Below are 15,829 nucleotides of genomic sequence, written 5' to 3' on the forward strand. Positions count from 1 at the left end.
TCGCGTATGGGCGGGGAGCCCTTGTATCTCGCACCGCGGTTGGGAAGGGGGCTGCGCTCGTTCCTGGAGTCGCCGGGGCTGCCGCACCTCCTCGCGGACGGTCTCGGGTCGCCGCTGGACGTGGTGGTTCCCGAACAACTCGCGGCGAACGTGGAGCAGTTCCGGTCGGTGTACGGCAGGCATCACCTGTCGGGTCAGGTGTTCTTCGCCCACAAGGCCAATCGGTCCAGTGCCCTGCTGCGGCGACTGGCGGCCACCGACGCCGGCGTGGACGTCGCGTCGCTGCGGGAGCTTCAGCATGCGCTGGGCTCCGGCTTCACCCCCGACCGGATCACCGCCACCGGCCCGAAGAACCCGGAGTTCCTGTGGCTGGCCGCCCGCACATCGGTCACCGTCGGTGTCGACAGCCTGGACGAGCTGGAGCAACTCGCCGTCCTCGGCCGCAAGTTCGCAATCCCCCGCCTGCGCGTCCTGCTCCGGCTGTCGGGGTTCGAGGCGTCCGGCGTGCGCGTGCTGAGCCGGCGCAGCCGTTTCGGAACCCCCATGAAGGAATGCGAGACGCTGCTGGAAGCGGTCGAGCGGCACAGTGACGTCATCGACCTGGCAGGGGTGGCCTATCACCTGGACACGACAAGCGTCACCGAGAAGGCGACGGCGCTGGAGGGCTGTCTGCGGGTGCTGGAGGAGTGCCGCGGCAGGGGGCTGCGACCATCGGTCGTGGACATCGGCGGCGGATTCGGGGTCGACTACCTTGCCGACGGCGAGCAGTGGGAGCGGTACACGACCGAGCTGACCGCCGCCGTCCTCGGCACCCGGCCGCCGCTGACCTGGGGCGGGCACGGCTACGGGCTGCGCAACGAGGCCGGCACGCTCCGCGGCTCGCTCGGCCTCTATCCCGCCCACCGCCCGGTCGCCGGACCGCGCTACCTCGACGAACTGCTCGCGCACCCGGCCGCATCCTTCGGCGGCCGACCCCTGGCCGGGCTGCTGCTGGAGCACCTGTACGACCTGCACGTCGAGCCGGGACGGGCCCTGCTGGACCAGTGCGGGCTGACCCTGGCCAGGGTGCTGGAGGTACGTACGCAGGACAGCGGCGGCGAACTCCTCGTACGGCTCGCGGCCAAGGCGGACGACGTGGGCCTGGAGGAGCACGGGGTGCTGGTGGACCCCGTCGTCGTTCCCCGGGATCCGGCGCGGGCGGCTGCGGGGCCGGTCGCCGTCCACCTCTTCGGCAGTCTGTGCCTGGAAACCGACCTGATCACGCGCCGGACGGTGTTCCTGCCGCGCAGGCCCGAACCGGGCGATCTGCTGGCCTTCGCCAACACCGCCGGTTACTGCATGGACTTCCATGCCACGCACGCCCAGCAGCAGCCCGTCGCGCGCAAGGTCGCCGTCTGGCAGGAGGGCGGCGCGTGGCGCTGGTGCCTGGACGACCAGTACTGGCCGACGGCATCCATGGGCGGGGTGGGGTACGACATGGGGGGAGCACAGTGAGGTACGACAGCATCACCGAGGCCATCGGCAACACGCCGCTGGTGCGCATCGACCCGGACGTGCACGGCCTGCGGCACATCGACCTGTACGCCAAGCTGGAGCTGCTCAACCCGTTCGGGTCGGTCAAGGACCGGGCCGCCTGGAACATGGCCGGCCCGCACCTGGCCGAGGCGGCCGAGCGCGGCAGCCAGGTCGTCGAGCTGTCCAGCGGCAACACCGCCAAGGCCCTGGCCGTCCTCGCCGGAATGCACGGCCTGACCTTCAAGAGCGTCACCAACCGGATGCGCGTCCCGGAGATCAAGGACCTGCTCCTGCTGCTCGGCGCCGAGATCGAGGAGCTGCCGGGACAGAGCGAATGCCTGGACCCCACCGCCACCGACGACCCGCTGACCCTCTTCCACCGGACCCTGTCCGAGCCCGGCAGCGCCTACCTGCACACCGACCAGTACTTCAACCCGCGCAACACCGAGGCCCACCTCACCGGCACCGGACCGGAGATCGTCAAGGACCTTGACGGCCGCGCCCCGGACTGGTTCATCGCCTGCGTCGGCACTGCGGGTTCGTCCACCGGCGTCGCCCGGGTCCTGCGCGAACACGATCCCGCCGTACGGGTCCTCGGGCTGGTCGCGGCCAAGTCCGACTTCATCCCCGGCATCCGCACCATCGACGAGGCACACCAGGTCGGGCTGTTCGACCCCGGCACCTACGACTCGATCGAGGCGGTGAACTCCGACCAGGCGATCGAGGGGATGCTGACCCTGAACCGCCGGTGCGGCATCCTCGCCGGACCCACCGGGGGAGCCGCCTACTTCGGCGCCCTGCGCCGGCTGAAGGCCGTCGACGCCGAGTCGCCGGAGCGGCAGACCGCCGTCTTCATCGTCTGCGACCGCGTCGAGAGCTACCTGAGCTACGTACGGCAGCGACGCCCCGACCTGTTCGGCCGCCCCCGCCGCGCGAACTCCCCAGCCGACCTCACCGACGCCGAGATACAGGCGGCGCCCGCCATCAACGCCCCGGACGCCCAGGCGTGGATCGCCACCGGCGATCCCCTCGTGGTCGACCTGCGCAGCCCCTTCGCCTTCACCGCCCGGCACATCGACGGCTCGGTCAACATCGTCGACGAGCTGTTCGAGGAACTCCTGCACGGTGGTCTGCCCTTCAGCCGCACCCGTCCGGTGCTCCTGGCCTGCCCGGTCGGCGAGAAGTCGGCCCGTTACGCCGCGCTGCTGACCCGGATGGGACACCCGGACGTGCGCAGCCTGGCCGGCGGCATCATCGCCTGGCGCGACGCGGGCGCCCCTCTGGTACGGGACTGACCACCCATGACCACGTGTGCCGACGACACGACCACCATCGAGGAATTGCGGAAGTGGCAGCGCGCCCTGCGCGCCCAGTTCCCGATCGTCACCGGGCACCCGGACCTCGCGTACCTCGACAGCGCGGCCACCTCCCAGAAGCCCCAGGCCGTCCTCGACGCCGTCCATACCTACCTCACCACGACCAACGCCAACGCCGGACGCGGCACATACCCGTGGGCCAACCGCACCACATCCCTGGTCGAAGAGACCCGTGACCGGCTCCGGCGCTTCCTGGAGGACCCGGATCCGCAGTGGTCGGCCGTGCACTTCACCAGCGGCACCACCGAGGGGCTGCGTACCATCGCCCGCGACTGGCTCCCCGGGCTCCTCACGGACGGCGACGAGATCGTCGTACCCGTCGCCGATCACCAGGCCAACATCCAGCCCTGGCTGGACACCCAGCGGCAGCTGGCGCGCCAGGGCACGCACATCCGCGTCCTGCCGATGCCCTACCAGCACGCATCCGGCGACTACGACCACAACGCCCTCGCGCAGCTGGCCGGGCCGCGCACCAGGTTCGTCGCCGTCACCCATGTCCACCACGTCTACGGCGGCAACATGAACATCCACCGCATCCGGCAGGCGGTCGGGCCGGACGCGGTCATCTGCCTGGACGCCGCCCAGAGCATCGGCCACCTGCCGGTGTCCGTGACCCGCCTGGACGTCGACTTCGTCGCCTTCTCCGGGCACAAGTCCCTGGCCCTGCCCGGCTCGGGAGCGGTCTGGGCACGCCACGCACGCGGTCCTGAGTTCGTTCCCGGCGGCTGGTCCGGAACGCCCAACACCGTCGGCATCGTCTCCCTGGCCGCCGCGCTGGAGTGGCTTCAGGCCGCCGGCACCGACCGGATCGAACGGTGGACGGTAGCCCTGGCCGCCCGGCTCACCGACGTGCTGCGCCGCCTGGACGCATACGAGGTCCTCGGCTGCCAGACCAGCCTGGCCGCCGACTCACCCGTCCAGCGGCGCCAGGGCATCGTCACCTTCCGGCACCGCGAGATCGGGGCCGGCGACCTGGGGTTCATCCTCTTCAGCCACGGCTTCATGGTCCGCAGCGACCACCACTGCCAGGGCGGCGCGGGGGAGAAGAGCGAGTCGGTGCGGGTGAGCCTGCACGTCTACAACACCGTCGAGGAGATCGACCGGCTGTTGTCGGTCCTTGCCACTCTCGGGTGACAGGACGCCCGGGAAATCGTAATGGAAACCGTTTCCACCTGTAGGGTTTCGAGGGAGAAAGGATCTGCGGAGCGAGACGGCAAGGTGGCACGAGCGGATGGGACTGAGCCTGGCGACGGCCGAGAAATGGGTGGAGCGCTGGGAACTCCAGCAGCAGCGGTACGCCGTCGACCGCGAGGACCGCTTCACGGTGATCGCCGATGTCGTCGAGCACATCACCGCGGCCCGCACGGACCGGCCCCTGGTCGTCGACCTCGGTTGCGGCCCAGGATCGCTGGCGGCCCGGCTGGCGCGCAGGCTGCCGCACGCGGAGATCGTGGCCGTGGACCGGGACCCCCTGCTGCTGGAACTGGCCCGCACCCACCACGCCGACGCGGCCCGGTACGTCGACACGGTGATCGGCCAGGACGGCTGGACGCGGGCTCTTCGCCTGGACCGCCCGCTGGACGCGGCCGTCTCGTCCACCGCCCTGCACTACCTCGGCACGGACGCTCTGCACCGCGTCTACCGGGAGCTCGCCGCTTTGCTGCGGCCGGGCGGTGTCCTCGTCAACGGCGACCACCTCCCGCAGGACGACGCCGTACTCGCCGAGGTGGCAGCGTGCGTGGGGCGCCGTCGGGCCGAGCGGCAGCGGGCCCTCGCCCACGAGGACTGGGTTTCCTGGTGGACGGCCGCCGCGGGGGAGCCCGAGTTGGCCGACCTCCTCGCCGTACGCCGCGAGCGGCTGCCGGCCGCCGGTACCGCCGGCGCGGCCCGCCTGTCCCTGGCCGACCACGTCCGCCTTCTGCGCGGTGCGGGGTTCGGACGGGCCGGCGCTGTCTGGCAGTACGGCGACAGCTGCGTCGTCGTCGCGATCCGCTGACCCCCGGGCAAGCGGCTCAGCAGTCGCGGAACTCCGGTGACTGGTTGAGGACCTGGGCGCGCACGGAGGTGAAGCGGGCGTGGGTCTCGCCGCCGCGTGCCTCGGGGCGGAAGGCGGCGACTCGGTGGCAGTTCTGGAAGGCGAGGGCGATGCCGAAGTGGCGTTCCAGGCTGCCGCGGATGGCGTCGCTGGACAGGGCGCGCAGGAGCTGGCCGCGCTCCTTCTCGGAGGGCGGCGGGGTCTGGTTGTCGGCGAACTCGGCAGTGCCGGAGCGCAGTTCGGCGGCCAGGCGGGCGATGAGGCTGTAGGCGTACGGCAGGGAGGTGCGCACCGTTTCCACGAAGTCCTGCTCCCGTACCTCGCCGTTCTCGGCTTCGGCGAGCAGCTGCGGGGAGACGTCGAGTGACATGAAGGGCTGTCCTGTTCTCTGGTTCTGGTCTTGAGGCAGTGGGGCTCAGGCGAAGGCGGTCAGTGCCGTGGGGCCGTGCCGGAAGTCCGGGTCGATCTGGCCGGCGAGATCCTGGCCGGTGGCCTCGTTGGCCCAGGCGGCGGCGTTGCGCAGGTGGAACTCCACGGCGTGCTTCTGGAAGGCCGCCCAGTCCTTGGTGCGGGCGTCCACGGCCGCGCGCAGCAGGTCCAGGGTGCGGGTGTTGTGCGGCTCCAGCTCGCCGTGGCCGCGGCCCTGTTCCTGGGCGCGTACGTAGGAGGACTGCTCGCAGTGGGCGAGCAGGTCCTCGCCGACGTGCTCCTTGAGGAAGAGCAGGTCGTCCTCGCCGGTGACCTTGTTGCCGACGACCGCGATGGGGATGCCGAACTCGGCCGCGTGATCGCGGTACTGGCGGTACACGGAGACGCTCTTGCGGGTCGGTTCCACGACCAGGAACGTCATGTCGAAGCGGGTGAACAGTCCGGAGGCGAAGGCGTCGGCGCCCGCGGTCATGTCGACGACGACGTACTCGCCGGGGCCGTCCACGAGGTGGTTGAGGTACAGCTCGACCGCGCCGAGCCTGGAGTGGTAGCAGGCCACTCCCAGGTCGCTCTCCTCGAAGGCACCGGTGACCATGAGCGGAACGCCGCTGACCTCCTGGACGTGGTGGCTGTGGATCTCGTCGTCGCCGAGCAGGCGCAGCAGCCGGGAACCGTGTCCGGGCGGGGTCGTCTTGACCATGGCGTCGCGGGACGTGATCCGTGGGTTCGTGCCGCGCAGGTACTCCTTGATCTCGCCGGTGCGTGCGCTGAGCGGTGGCGCGGCGAAGGCCTCGTCCTCGTCGAGGCCGAGGGCGTGGGCCAGGTGCTGGTTGATGTCGCCGTCGATCGCGACGACGGGCGCGCCCGAGTGCGCCAGGTGACGGGAGAAGAGGGCCGACAGGGTCGTCTTGCCGCTGCCGCCCTTGCCGACGAAGGCAACACGCATGGCTAGCCACTTCCTGTATTGAAAATGGATGTCATGAGCATAGGCTGAGGGTGTGAACCGCGAGCTGTCAAATAACCAGAGCCTCAACAAGCCCATGTCTGCGGCGCGTTGAGGCTCGCGCGGCTGCAGACAGGGAATCCCTTCGGCCCGGGGCTTCCGTACCCGGCTGGCCAGGCACAGCTTGGAGCGTGTGGTCCGGGACCGGCTGGAGGACTGAGACGGGGCAAGGGCTGGGTGCGCGCCGCTGCAGTGCGACGCGCACCCAGCCCTTGTCGGCCGGAGAGCGCTGCCGTCAGAAGGCGCCGGTGCCCTTGGGTGTGCCGAGACCGGTCGGCCCGTCGTATCCCGGCCCCGCGGTGCACAGGTACCTGCCGCCGCAGAAGCCGTTGCTGCCCGAAGCGACGTCGTTGAGCGCCGACCTGTGGCTGTACGGGTACGAGCCGTTGACGACCCGAGAGGTGTTTCCGGCCAGTGCGTAGACGCTCGCGATGATCGGCGACGAGACGCTGGTGCCTCCGACTTCGACCCATCCGTCGGCCCCCTGTGCGAGGCCGAGCTGAAGCTCGGTGTCGCACAACGATCCGCCGGCGCAGCTGTTGTACGTGTCGTAGACCGCCACCCCGGTGTTGGGGTCGGCGACCGCCGACACGTCTGCGACGGTGCGCTTGGCGCATCCCGGGTCATGCTGCCAGGACGGCTTGGCCTCGTACGCCGAGCAGCCCGAGCCCGCGCCGCTCCATGCGGTCTCGGTCCAGCCGCGCGAGTTGGACGCCTTGCTCAGCGAGGTGCCGCCCACGGCAGTGACGTACCGGGAGGAGGCCGGCCAGGAGACGCCGTAACCGGAGTCACCCGAGCTCGCTGTGATCGCGACGCCGGGGTGGTGGAAGTGCGAGTCGAAGGAGGTGACGGTGTTGTCCTCGGACCCACCCCAGCTGTTGGAGACAGAGACCACGCCCGAAGTGGCGGCGGCGGTGTCCTCGGCCTTCATGAGATCCGCGACGTCCGCCGAGTCCGCCTCGACCAGGAGGATGTGGCAACCAGGGCATGTCGCCGAGACCATGTCGAGGTCGAGGCTGGTCTCTTCCGCCCATCCGTAGTCACCGGAGGGCAGCGGCGAAGCCTTGCCACTCTGGTTCACCTTGCGGAAACAGCCGTTCGCGGTGGTGCACGACGGCAGACCGTAGGCCCTGCGGTACGTGGCCAGGTTGGACTCGGCCTTCGGGTCGTCCATGGCGTCGACGATTGCCACCGTTCGACCGGATCCCGAGGTACCGGCCAGTTTGTAGGCGGAACGCAGATCGGACGGCACGTACCCCATCGTGGTCGGAGATCCGGTGGTGAACGGTGACACCCGGCCCGAGGCGGTGCGGTGGGCCTTCAAGACGCCGAAGCAGCGGGCTTGTCCTGCTTGTGAGGGATGGGCGCAGCCGAAGCCGGTCGTACCCGAGGAGGCGGACGCGTGCTGGACGGCCGAGAGAGCGGCGGCGGCCCGGACCCCGGTGGCCAGGCCCATGGTGAGGGCAGTGACGGTGAGTGTGAGCATCGCGGTGAGGGCAGCCGCCATCCGCCGCACTCGCCGTCTCGGTCGGTGAAGGCGGTTCTCCAGGGATCCGGGGGGTATCTCGCGGCGATGCATGAAGCCTCCGTGCGGTTTCAGGCGGTTCGGTACGGCCACATGGCGAAAAACAGCATTGACTGACTACCTGTCAGGTCACCTGCGAGCCGGAGGTTTCACCATGCGGCCGCCGTCTTGTGCTGGTCAAGGCCATGTCAATGCAGGTCTTGTGAGGCTGCCGCGGTAGGCGAGTGAACCGCCGGTGGCGCCGGTGTGTCCGCGGTAGTGCTCGTGGAGACTGCGTCAGTCGAGGTCGTGCACGCTGAGGCGCAGGTGCTCGATGTGGTGGACGGCCTGGTCGAGGAGCTGGGCGACGTGGTCGTCGTAGAGGCTGTAGACGATGCGTCGGCCGTCACGGCGGCCGGTGACCAGGCCGAGGGCGCGCAGTAGGCGCAGTTGGTGGGAGACCGCGGACTGTTCCATGCCGACAGCGGCGGCGAGTTCGCCCACCGCGTGGGGGCCCTGTCGGAGGGTGGTGAGGATCAGCAGCCGGGACGGGGTGGCGAGGGCCTGGAGTGTGGCGGCGACGGAGGCGGCGGTGGCTTCGTCGAGCCGGGCGGCCGCGAGGATGTCGCGGCCGTCGGCGTCGATGTCATCGGCGTGCACGGGTGCGTGCCTCGCGCGGCGGGCGGATGAACTGGAGCGCCAGGGTGGCGGGCGGTTCGGCTATACCGGGTCCACCCGCCTGGACCCACCGCAGCAGGTCGTCGGTGCTGTCGTCATCCATCGCGAAGCCGACCCAGACGGCACGGCCTCCGGCCCGGCGCCCTGCGGTGGAGGGCTGGACGACGATGACGTTGGCCTGGTCGCAGGGGCCGAGGCAGTCCGTCGTACGGACCTGGAAGCCGTGTTCCGCCGCGCCGGCGTGCAGCCGGTCCAGTTGCCAGGCGTGGTCGGTGCCGGGGTGTTTGCGCGGGTTGCCGCAGCAGCAGCCCCGGCACACGACGAGGGTGCAGGGACGGGGCGTGGCGGCCCGGAGCACGGACCGGTTTGTGGCAGGCCGGGGCGTGGCGGACCGGTTCACAGGGCGGTCCGGGAGGGCACGCCGTACGTCCGCACCCGCCCGTCGCGCCAGGCGACCGCCAGCAGGTGCGGTCCGGCCCAGCCCAACGCCGCGACCGGCGCGCCGGTACCTTCCAGTTCGCGTGCAGGTTGCAGGCGTGCCTCGGGGCGTCCGGCGGTGGCGTGCCACAGGGCCACGATTCCGTCGGCGCCGCCGCTGGCCAGGTGTCCGGCGGCGCCCGGCCGCCAGGCGAGCGCCGTGATCGTCTCGTGGCAGCGCAGGGAGCGGGGTGCCGTGCCCTCCGGGCCCTTGCCGGAGAAGTCCCACACGGTCACGTCGGGTGCGCCGTCGGCGGCCAGCCAGAAGCCGGTGTCGTCGAAGGCGAGGCGGGAGACCTTCTCCGGGTAGCCGGACATGGTCAGTTCGCCGCCGTCGCGCGCTCTCCAGATGTGGATGGAGGCGTCCTGGTTGCCGCTGCAGATCCACCGACCGGTGGGCGCGACGGCGAGGGCCAGATGCGAGCCGACGTAGGGATAGGTGGCGACGGGCTTCTCGGTGTGCCGTTCGTGGCAGCGCACGGCCCCGTAGGCGGCCACAGCCAGGCGCCGTCCCTGCCGCATCCAGGCCACGTCGGTCACGGTGGACGCGGCGGGCTCCGTACGCCACAACTCCTCGCCGTCGGTGTCGAGTACGAGTGCGCGGCGGCCGGAGGCGACGGCGACCCGCGTGCCGTCGGCCCAGGCGGCGGCGGCCGACCAGGCGCCGGACTCCCGCACGGTCGCACGTCCGTCGGAGCGGCGCCACACGGCGTAGCCCATGGGCCCGGTCGCCACCACGTGCCCGGCATCCAGGGAGAGCGCGATGCTGAGTGCGCCTCCGGGAAGGTCGAAAGACCCGATCTCGGCGCCCATCGCCGCGTCGAGGACCTTCACGGTCCCCTCGGCCCCCGCGACGGCGACCAGATCGCCGCGTGCACTGAGCGCGACGGGCGCGTCATCGACGCCGGCGTCCCAGGCGAGCGGGGACTCCACAGTCGTACTCACGCGACCGCTCCCGCCGTGGCCAGGCAGTCGGCGAAGCCGCGTTCGAGGGCCTCGCGTTCGAGGTGGCGGCCGATGAACACCAGCTTGTTGGTACGGGGTTCGGCCTCCCGCCAGTCGCGTCCGAAGGTGCCGTCCAGCAGCATGTGCACGCCCTGGAAGACGTACTGCTTCGGCGCTCCGGCGATGGCGAGGATGCCCTTGGAACGGAAGAGGTCGACGCCCTTGGTGCGCAGCAGGGTGCCGAGCCAGGCGTTCAGCCGGTCCTCGTCGAGTTCGCCCGCCAGCTCGATGCCGACCGAGGTGACGGTGGTGTCGTGCTGGTGCTCGGTCTCGGTGAGGAAGGCGGGGTCGTCGGCGAGCACTCGCTCCAGGTCGAACGCGCCCACGTCGAGGACCTGGCGGAGGTCGATGGCGGCGTGCTGGGCGCGCAGGATCTGCACCGGCGCGTTGATGGACCGTACGCGTGCCTCGACCTCGGCGATCGTCTCCTCGTCGGCCAGATCCGTCTTGTTGAGCACGATGCGGTCGGCGAAGGCGATCTGCTCGACGGCCTCGTTCTCCACGCCCTCGGGTTTGACCTCGTCCAGGTGCTGGAGGACGTGGGCGGCGTCGACGAGGGTGACGATGGCGTCCAGGCGCAGCTGGGAGGCGATCTCGTCGTCCATGAAGAAGGTCTGGGCGACGGGCGCGGGGTCGGCCAGTCCGGTGGTCTCGATGAGGATGTGGTCGAACTTCTCGCGGCGCCGCATCAGCGCGCCCAGGATGCGGATGAGATCCCCGCGCACGGTGCAGCAGATGCAGCCGTTGTTCATCTCGAAGATCTCTTCCTCGGCGTCGAGCACGAGGGCGTCGTCGATGCCGACCTCGCCGAACTCGTTCTCGATGACCGCGATCCTCATGCCGTGGTGCTCGGTGAGGATGCGGTTGAGGAGGGTGGTCTTGCCGGAGCCGAGGAAGCCGGTCAGAACGGTGACGGGCACCCTCCCCCAGACTTCGTCCGGGGGTGCCCCCACGTCGCGCGGCTCGCCGGTTTCGGGGGTGGTCAATTCAGTCTCCTAGTCGTGCTGTTCAGGGGCGCGCAGGGCGGCGCGCAGGTCGTCCTCGGTGATTTCGTCGGCGGGTCGGTGCAGGGTCCAGCGGCGGGCCGCGCCCTCCATCGGCAGCACGACGACGACCGTTTCCAGTGGCGGGCAGCCCGGTTCGGTGCAGGCGAGCTGGCGGATCATGACGGCGGTGTCGTCGTCGAGGGCGAGCAGGGCGCGTACGGTCCCCTTCAGCTCGCGCAGCTGCGGACTGGGTCCCGGGGGGCCCGGGCGTGATCCCAGTGGCATGGCGGTTCTTCTCCTTCGTCCCCGGACGGCCGGACGCCGTCTGCGCGGGGCAGACAGTCGGCGCAGACGCCGGTGAGTTCGACGGTGTGCTCGACCGCGGTGAAGCCGGTCTCGGCGGTGATCCGGCCCGCCCACTCCTCGACGACCTCGGAGTCCACCGGGCGGCTTCGACCGCAGTCACGGCACATCAGGTAGTGGCGGTGCCCGTCGGCGGGGCGCAATCGGTAGAGCCGCCCGCCGGTCTCGTCGCGTACGACGTCCACGCCGCCGTCCGCCTCCAGCTCGCGCAGGGCGCGGTAGACGGTGGTCAGGCCGATCGCGTGATCGCCGGCCACCAGAAGGGCGTACAACTCCTGGGCCGACACGAAGTCCTGGCAGCCCGCGAGTGCCCGCGTGACCGCCTTGCGTTGTCGGGTCATCCGGCCGCCCATGGCGCATCACCCCCTACTGGCTGGTGCCGGGTCGGCATACCTCCACCGTAGATGGAAATGAAATCCATGTCCATATGAACTCTCGGTCATGTGTTGCCTGTGGCGTCCGAGCCGAGGCGCTGTCGAAGCAGTCGCACGGCCACGGCCCGCTGCACCAGCGCTGGTGCAGCGGGCCGTGGGGTGTAACGGTCAGCGCCGGCCTTCTGCGTGGGCCCGGGTCCACGCCGCCTCGCGCAGCAGCCGTAGGCCGTTGAGGCCGACGATGACGGTCGAGCCCTCGTGGCCGAGGACGCCGAGGGGCAGGGGGAGGGTGGCTGTGAGGTCCCAGACGACCAGGCCGGAGATGAACAGCGCGGCGATGGCGAGGTTCTGCACGACCAGGCGGCGGGCACGGCGGGAGAGGGCCACCACGGCGGGCACGGTGGCCAGTTCGTCTCGCACGATCACCGCGTCGGCGGTCTCCAGCGCGAGGTCGGAGCCGGCCCGGCCCATGGCGATGCCGGTGTGGGCGGCGGCCAGGGCGGGCGCGTCGTTGACGCCGTCGCCGACGACCAGGACCTTGCGGCCGGTCTGCTCCAGTTCCCGGACCGCGGCCACCTTGTCCTGCGGGAGCAGCCCGGCCCGGACGTCGGTGATGCCGACCTCGGCAGCCAGGCGGGCGGCGGCGCGAGGATTGTCGCCGGTGATCAGCGTCGGAGGCGTTCCGGCGAGCGAGGTGAGCGATACGACGGTGGCGGCGGCCTCCGGCCGCAGTTGGTCGGCGATGCCCAGGACGCCGGCCGGTGTGCCGTCGGCCACCACCAGGACCGCGGTGCGTCCGCCGTCCTCCAGTTCGGCGGCGGCGGTGTGCGCGTCCTCGGCACCGGACAGCAGTCGGACGGGGGAGCCGACCGCGATCTTGCGGCCGTCGACGGCGGCGGTGACCCCGACGCCAGGTGTGGAGGTGAAGTCCTCCGCGTCGGGCAGGGCGAGAGTCCGGGCGCGGGCGGCGGCCACGACGGCGCGGGCCAGCGGGTGCTCGCTCGGGTGCTCGGCCGCCGCCGCGAGACGCAGCAGCTCGTTCTCGTTCAGCCCGGAGCCCGGCAGCGGCCGGACATCGGTTACGCGCGGGGTGCCTTCGGTGAGGGTGCCGGTCTTGTCCAGCGCCACCGCGTCCACCTGACCCAGTCGCTCCATCACCACGGCCGACTTCACCAGCACACCGTGCCGCCCGGCATTCGCGATCGAGGACAGCAACGGGGGCATGGTCGCCAGTACGACAGCGCACGGCGAAGCGACGATCATGAACGTCATGGCCCGCAGCAGCGACCCGGTCAGCGCGGCGCCGAAGGCAAGCGGCACCGCGAACACGGCCAGCGTGGCCGCCACCATGCCGATCGAGTAACGCTGCTCGACCTTCTCGACGAAGAGCTGGGTCGGCGCCTTGGTCTCGGACGCCTCCTCGACCATCTGCACGATCCGGGCGATCACCGAGTCGGAGGCATCCCGCTCGACCCTTACGCGGAGGGCACCGGTGCCGTTGAGGGTGCCGGCGAACACCTCGTCGCCCGGCTCCTTCGCGGCGGGCAGCGGTTCTCCGGTGATGGTGGCCTGGTCGACCTCGCTCGCCCCGTCAAGTACCCGCCCGTCGGCGCCGATCCGCTCGCCGGGCCGGACCAGGACGGTGTCGCCGACGGCGAGCTCGGTGGTGGGCACGGTCTCCTCGCCGCCGCTGCCGTCGCCGCGCAGCCGGGTCGCGGTGGCCGGAGCCAGGTCGAGCAGGCCGCGCACCGAGTCGGCGGTGCGGGCGGTGGCCAGCGCCTCCAGGGCGCCGGAGGTGGCGAAGATGACGATCAGCAGAGCGCCGTCCATCGCCTGACCGACGGCGGCCGCCCCGAGCGCGGCGACGATCATCAGCAGGTCGACGTCGAGGGTCTTCTCCCGCAGCGCCCGCAGTCCGGCCAGCGCCGGTTCCCAGCCGCCGGCGGCGTAGGCGAGTCCGTACAGCGGTCCCCACATCCAGGCGGGCGCGCCGGTCAGCTGCAGCGGGAGTGCGAGCAGGAACAACACCGTGGCCGCCGCGGCCCAGCGAGCCTCGGGCAGCGCGAACACCCGAGTCCGCCGCCGAGGAGTGGCATCCGGGCGCGAGGTCGAGGCGGGCGCGGGCCGCTCGGTCAGGGTGGAAGGCATGACGAAGAACCCTTCGGGAGGGCGGGACGGATCGACTCAACCACCATACAGGTACATATGAAGACCTCTTCAAGTATCGCTTGTATGATGGCCGTCATGGGCCATGGAGCAGCTCCCGCGAACACCCCCGTCCCGCGCACGCGCCTGGACGCGGACAGCGCCGCCCGGGTGGCCACCACCCTCCAGGCCCTGGCCACGCCCTCTCGGCTGCTGATCCTCTCCCGCCTGCGCGAGGGCCCGTGCGCGGCGACCGAACTCGCCACCGAGGTCGGCATGGAGCAGTCCGCCTGCTCCCACCAGCTGCGCCTGCTGCGCAACCTCGGCCTGGTCATCGGCCGGCGCCAGGGCCGCTCGGTGATCTACGCGCTCTACGACAACCACGTCGCCGAACTCCTCGACCAGGCCGTCTACCACATCGAGCACCTGCGCCTCGGGCTCAGCGACACCGCCGACGCGGACCGGGCCGAGGAGACGGCGCTCGGCGTGCGGCGCTGAGCGAGGGCGCAGTCCGCCGGGCGATGCCGTCCAGCTCCCGACCGGGCATCAGCCGGGGGCAGTTGGCCGCTTGCCCGCCGCGGATGGTGCGTCGATTCCAGGGCCCTTGGCCCTGTCGCCCCAGTAGTCGTCGTAGTCCTCGATGGACGCCGCCGAACCGGCGTTGACCTTGGTCGGTTCGAGCGGGCCCATGTCCGCAGGGTGGGTGCGGCCACCTTTGTCGAACTTATTGAAAATCGTTTTCGTTTTCTGCTAGCGTGCGTGGCCATACGGCGCACCGGTCTCTCTCGTCGGTACGGCACCTCGACTCACTGCTGGAGCACCACCTCTACCCGGCGCTCGGCAGCCGGCGGATGCACTCCTTCGACCACAAGGTGGTCGACGGCTTCATCCGCACGATGGAACGCAATGGTGTTGGTGTGGCGAGGCAGTCCAACGCGTTCGACAAACTGCGCGCAGTGCTCCTTGAGGCGCATCGACTTGGCCTCTATTCCGACGATCCGTTGGTTGGTGTCAAGCCGCCGCAGTATGACCCGGCTCGGGCGGTGATTCCGTCCCTCGAACAGCTATGAGCGATACGCACCGCTGGTGACGACGCCTTCATCCTGGTCGTCGATCTGATGAGCGGGTGCGGTCTGCGTAACGGCGAGGCCTTCGCGGTGAACCTGAACAACATCGTGGCCGACGACGTGTACCGGGCCACCGAGCGGCCCGTACTGTCTACTCGCCAGTACGGGCCGCTCAAGCACCGGAAGGCGGGGGACTACCGCGATGTGCCCCTCCCCGCTCGGATCAGGGAGACGATCGAGTGGTATGCCGAGAAGTACGGCACGTTCGACGGCTACCTGCTGCGTCAGCCGACCGACCCTGGCAAGCCGTATCCGCATTGGGGGATGGACAACCAGTGGAAGCGGATCAGGGCAGCTGGCAAGGTGGACATCCCCGAAGGGATGATCCTCTACGGGAACCGCCACTTCTACGCGTCAAACTGTCTGGGCAACGGCATCCCGATCACAGACGTCGCTGAGTGGATGGGACACAAGAGCGTCGACGTCACATTCAAGATCTACCGGCACCTCCTGCCGGGATCGATCGGCAAGGCGGCGCAGGTGTTGGGCGTGGCTCTCGCGGCCTGACGTGACGGGTGATTCCTGGCGGCGCCAGCGGCCAGGAAATCCCCCTGCGCCTGCGCCTTCAGCCACGCGTCCACGGTCTCGTCTCTGCTGGGTACCTCGGTCGGCGGATTGACCAGGTGCTGGGAGCCGCTCGGCAGCAACCCCGGGCGCCCGGCCAATTCCTCCGGAGAGAGCGCATGGGCCTTGACCCCTGATCTTGGACACACGAGACACTGGATCCTGAGGATCTGAGAACGGACATCTCGTGGTCATGAAGAACTATCCGCCACAGTTCAAGGCGGACGCGGTCGCGCTGTACCAGTCGC

Annotated in this window: 18 protein-coding genes; 7 read left to right on the plus strand and 11 right to left on the minus strand. The window is 70.6% G+C overall.

The genetic code is table 11. From position 1 onward, the window contains the following. The first annotated feature begins 6 nt into the window (after positions 1-6). The 4 genes from ABZ624_RS23895 to ABZ624_RS23910 all read left to right on the plus strand — a co-directional run bounded on the left by ABZ624_RS23895 (position 7) and on the right by ABZ624_RS23910 (position 4,887). Positions 7-1,494, plus strand: a complete 1,488-nt coding sequence (locus ABZ624_RS23895; RefSeq protein WP_360092372.1) for a Y4yA family PLP-dependent enzyme — start codon at positions 7-9, stop codon at positions 1,492-1,494. Continuing rightward, positions 1,491-2,810, plus strand: a complete 1,320-nt coding sequence (locus ABZ624_RS23900; RefSeq protein WP_360092375.1) for a pyridoxal-phosphate dependent enzyme — start codon at positions 1,491-1,493, stop codon at positions 2,808-2,810. Before ABZ624_RS23895 ends, ABZ624_RS23900 begins: the two co-directional genes overlap by 4 nt. A gap of 6 nt (positions 2,811-2,816) precedes the next feature. Further along, positions 2,817-4,025: an aminotransferase class V-fold PLP-dependent enzyme gene (locus ABZ624_RS23905; protein WP_360092378.1), complete on the plus strand. Its 1,209-nt coding sequence runs from the start codon at positions 2,817-2,819 to the stop codon at positions 4,023-4,025. Positions 4,026-4,122: 97 nt separating this feature from the next. Next, entirely contained in the window at positions 4,123-4,887 is a 765-nt protein-coding gene (locus ABZ624_RS23910; protein WP_360092381.1) for a class I SAM-dependent methyltransferase, read from the plus strand. 16 nt (positions 4,888-4,903) lie between these two features. Here ABZ624_RS23910 and ABZ624_RS23915 read toward each other — a convergent pair whose 3' ends face one another. The 10 genes from ABZ624_RS23915 to ABZ624_RS23960 form a co-directional block, all read right to left on the minus strand. Further along, positions 4,904-5,296 carry an SCO5389 family protein gene (locus ABZ624_RS23915; RefSeq protein WP_360092384.1) on the minus strand — a complete coding sequence of 131 codons (393 nt, stop codon included), beginning with the start codon at positions 5,294-5,296 and terminating at the stop codon, positions 4,904-4,906. 45 nt (positions 5,297-5,341) lie between these two features. Then, positions 5,342-6,301, minus strand: coding sequence for an adenylyl-sulfate kinase (locus ABZ624_RS23920; RefSeq protein WP_360092387.1), 960 nt, complete (start codon positions 6,299-6,301; stop codon positions 5,342-5,344). Between the two features lie 292 nt (positions 6,302-6,593). Next, on the minus strand, positions 6,594-7,844 hold the full coding sequence (locus ABZ624_RS23925) for a S53 family peptidase (protein ID WP_360092390.1): 1,251 nt from the start codon (positions 7,842-7,844) through the stop codon (positions 6,594-6,596). A 315-nt stretch (positions 7,845-8,159) separates the two neighbouring features. Beyond that, on the minus strand, positions 8,160-8,522 hold the full coding sequence (locus tag ABZ624_RS23930; RefSeq protein ID WP_360092393.1) for a metalloregulator ArsR/SmtB family transcription factor: 363 nt from the start codon (positions 8,520-8,522) through the stop codon (positions 8,160-8,162). Continuing rightward, positions 8,509-8,898 (minus strand): (2Fe-2S) ferredoxin domain-containing protein, encoded by a 390-nt coding sequence (locus tag ABZ624_RS23935; RefSeq protein WP_360092396.1) that lies wholly within the window; start codon positions 8,896-8,898, stop codon positions 8,509-8,511. Before ABZ624_RS23935 ends, ABZ624_RS23930 begins: the two co-directional genes overlap by 14 nt. 38 nt (positions 8,899-8,936) lie before the next feature. Continuing rightward, positions 8,937-9,962, minus strand: a complete 1,026-nt coding sequence (locus tag ABZ624_RS23940) for a hypothetical protein (protein ID WP_360092398.1) — start codon at positions 9,960-9,962, stop codon at positions 8,937-8,939. After that, positions 9,959-11,008, minus strand: coding sequence for a GTP-binding protein (locus tag ABZ624_RS23945; RefSeq protein ID WP_360092401.1), 1,050 nt, complete (start codon positions 11,006-11,008; stop codon positions 9,959-9,961). The genes ABZ624_RS23940 and ABZ624_RS23945 overlap by 4 nt, the downstream gene beginning before the upstream one ends. A 9-nt stretch (positions 11,009-11,017) precedes the next feature. Further along, on the minus strand, positions 11,018-11,293 hold the full coding sequence (locus ABZ624_RS23950; protein WP_360092404.1) for a hypothetical protein: 276 nt from the start codon (positions 11,291-11,293) through the stop codon (positions 11,018-11,020). Beyond that, a complete protein-coding gene (locus ABZ624_RS23955) occupies positions 11,236-11,712 on the minus strand; it encodes a Fur family transcriptional regulator (RefSeq protein ID WP_360092407.1) in 477 nt (158 codons plus the stop codon). Before ABZ624_RS23955 ends, ABZ624_RS23950 begins: the two co-directional genes overlap by 58 nt. Positions 11,713-11,913: 201 nt before the next feature. Next, a complete protein-coding gene (locus ABZ624_RS23960) occupies positions 11,914-13,893 on the minus strand; it encodes a heavy metal translocating P-type ATPase (RefSeq protein ID WP_360092410.1) in 1,980 nt (659 codons plus the stop codon). 96 nt (positions 13,894-13,989) lie between these two features. Between ABZ624_RS23960 and ABZ624_RS23965 the strand changes: the two genes are divergently transcribed. Continuing rightward, positions 13,990-14,388: a metalloregulator ArsR/SmtB family transcription factor gene (locus ABZ624_RS23965; RefSeq protein ID WP_360092413.1), complete on the plus strand. Its 399-nt coding sequence runs from the start codon at positions 13,990-13,992 to the stop codon at positions 14,386-14,388. 48 nt (positions 14,389-14,436) lie between these two features. On the opposite strand, the gene ABZ624_RS23970 is transcribed toward ABZ624_RS23965, so the two are convergent. Next, positions 14,437-14,580 (minus strand): hypothetical protein, encoded by a 144-nt coding sequence (locus tag ABZ624_RS23970; protein ID WP_360092416.1) that lies wholly within the window; start codon positions 14,578-14,580, stop codon positions 14,437-14,439. Positions 14,581-14,645: 65 nt separating this feature from the next. On the opposite strand from ABZ624_RS23970, the gene ABZ624_RS23975 reads away from it, so the two are divergent. After that, positions 14,646-14,960, plus strand: coding sequence for a hypothetical protein (locus ABZ624_RS23975; protein ID WP_360092419.1), 315 nt, complete (start codon positions 14,646-14,648; stop codon positions 14,958-14,960). A 48-nt stretch (positions 14,961-15,008) separates the two neighbouring features. After that, positions 15,009-15,524, plus strand: a complete 516-nt coding sequence (locus ABZ624_RS23980) for a tyrosine-type recombinase/integrase (RefSeq protein ID WP_360092422.1) — start codon at positions 15,009-15,011, stop codon at positions 15,522-15,524. The last annotated feature ends 305 nt before the right edge of the window (positions 15,525-15,829 follow it).

It is taken from the genome of Streptomyces sp. NPDC007205 (assembly GCF_040634095.1).
GTDB lineage: Bacteria > Actinomycetota > Actinomycetes > Streptomycetales > Streptomycetaceae > Streptomyces.

Excerpts from the sequence above, each read along its gene's own strand:
- ABZ624_RS23895 (WP_360092372.1), top strand. The coding sequence starts at position 7 with ATGGGCGGGGAGCCCTTGTATCTCGCACCGCGGTTGGGAAGGGGGCTG.
- ABZ624_RS23905 (WP_360092378.1), top strand. The coding sequence starts at position 2,817 with ATGACCACGTGTGCCGACGACACGACCACCATCGAGGAATTGCGGAAG.
- ABZ624_RS23910 (WP_360092381.1), top strand. The coding sequence starts at position 4,123 with ATGGGACTGAGCCTGGCGACGGCCGAGAAATGGGTGGAGCGCTGGGAA.
- ABZ624_RS23915 (WP_360092384.1), bottom strand. The coding sequence starts at position 5,296 with ATGTCACTCGACGTCTCCCCGCAGCTGCTCGCCGAAGCCGAGAACGGC.
- ABZ624_RS23920 (WP_360092387.1), bottom strand. The coding sequence starts at position 6,301 with ATGCGTGTTGCCTTCGTCGGCAAGGGCGGCAGCGGCAAGACGACCCTG.
- ABZ624_RS23925 (WP_360092390.1), bottom strand. The coding sequence starts at position 7,844 with ATGCTCACACTCACCGTCACTGCCCTCACCATGGGCCTGGCCACCGGG.
- ABZ624_RS23950 (WP_360092404.1), bottom strand. The coding sequence starts at position 11,293 with ATGCCACTGGGATCACGCCCGGGCCCCCCGGGACCCAGTCCGCAGCTG.
- ABZ624_RS23955 (WP_360092407.1), bottom strand. The coding sequence starts at position 11,712 with ATGACCCGACAACGCAAGGCGGTCACGCGGGCACTCGCGGGCTGCCAG.
- ABZ624_RS23960 (WP_360092410.1), bottom strand. The coding sequence starts at position 13,893 with ATGCCTTCCACCCTGACCGAGCGGCCCGCGCCCGCCTCGACCTCGCGC.
- ABZ624_RS23965 (WP_360092413.1), top strand. The coding sequence starts at position 13,990 with ATGGGCCATGGAGCAGCTCCCGCGAACACCCCCGTCCCGCGCACGCGC.
- ABZ624_RS23970 (WP_360092416.1), bottom strand. The coding sequence starts at position 14,580 with ATGGGCCCGCTCGAACCGACCAAGGTCAACGCCGGTTCGGCGGCGTCC.
- ABZ624_RS23980 (WP_360092422.1), top strand. The coding sequence starts at position 15,009 with ATGAGCGGGTGCGGTCTGCGTAACGGCGAGGCCTTCGCGGTGAACCTG.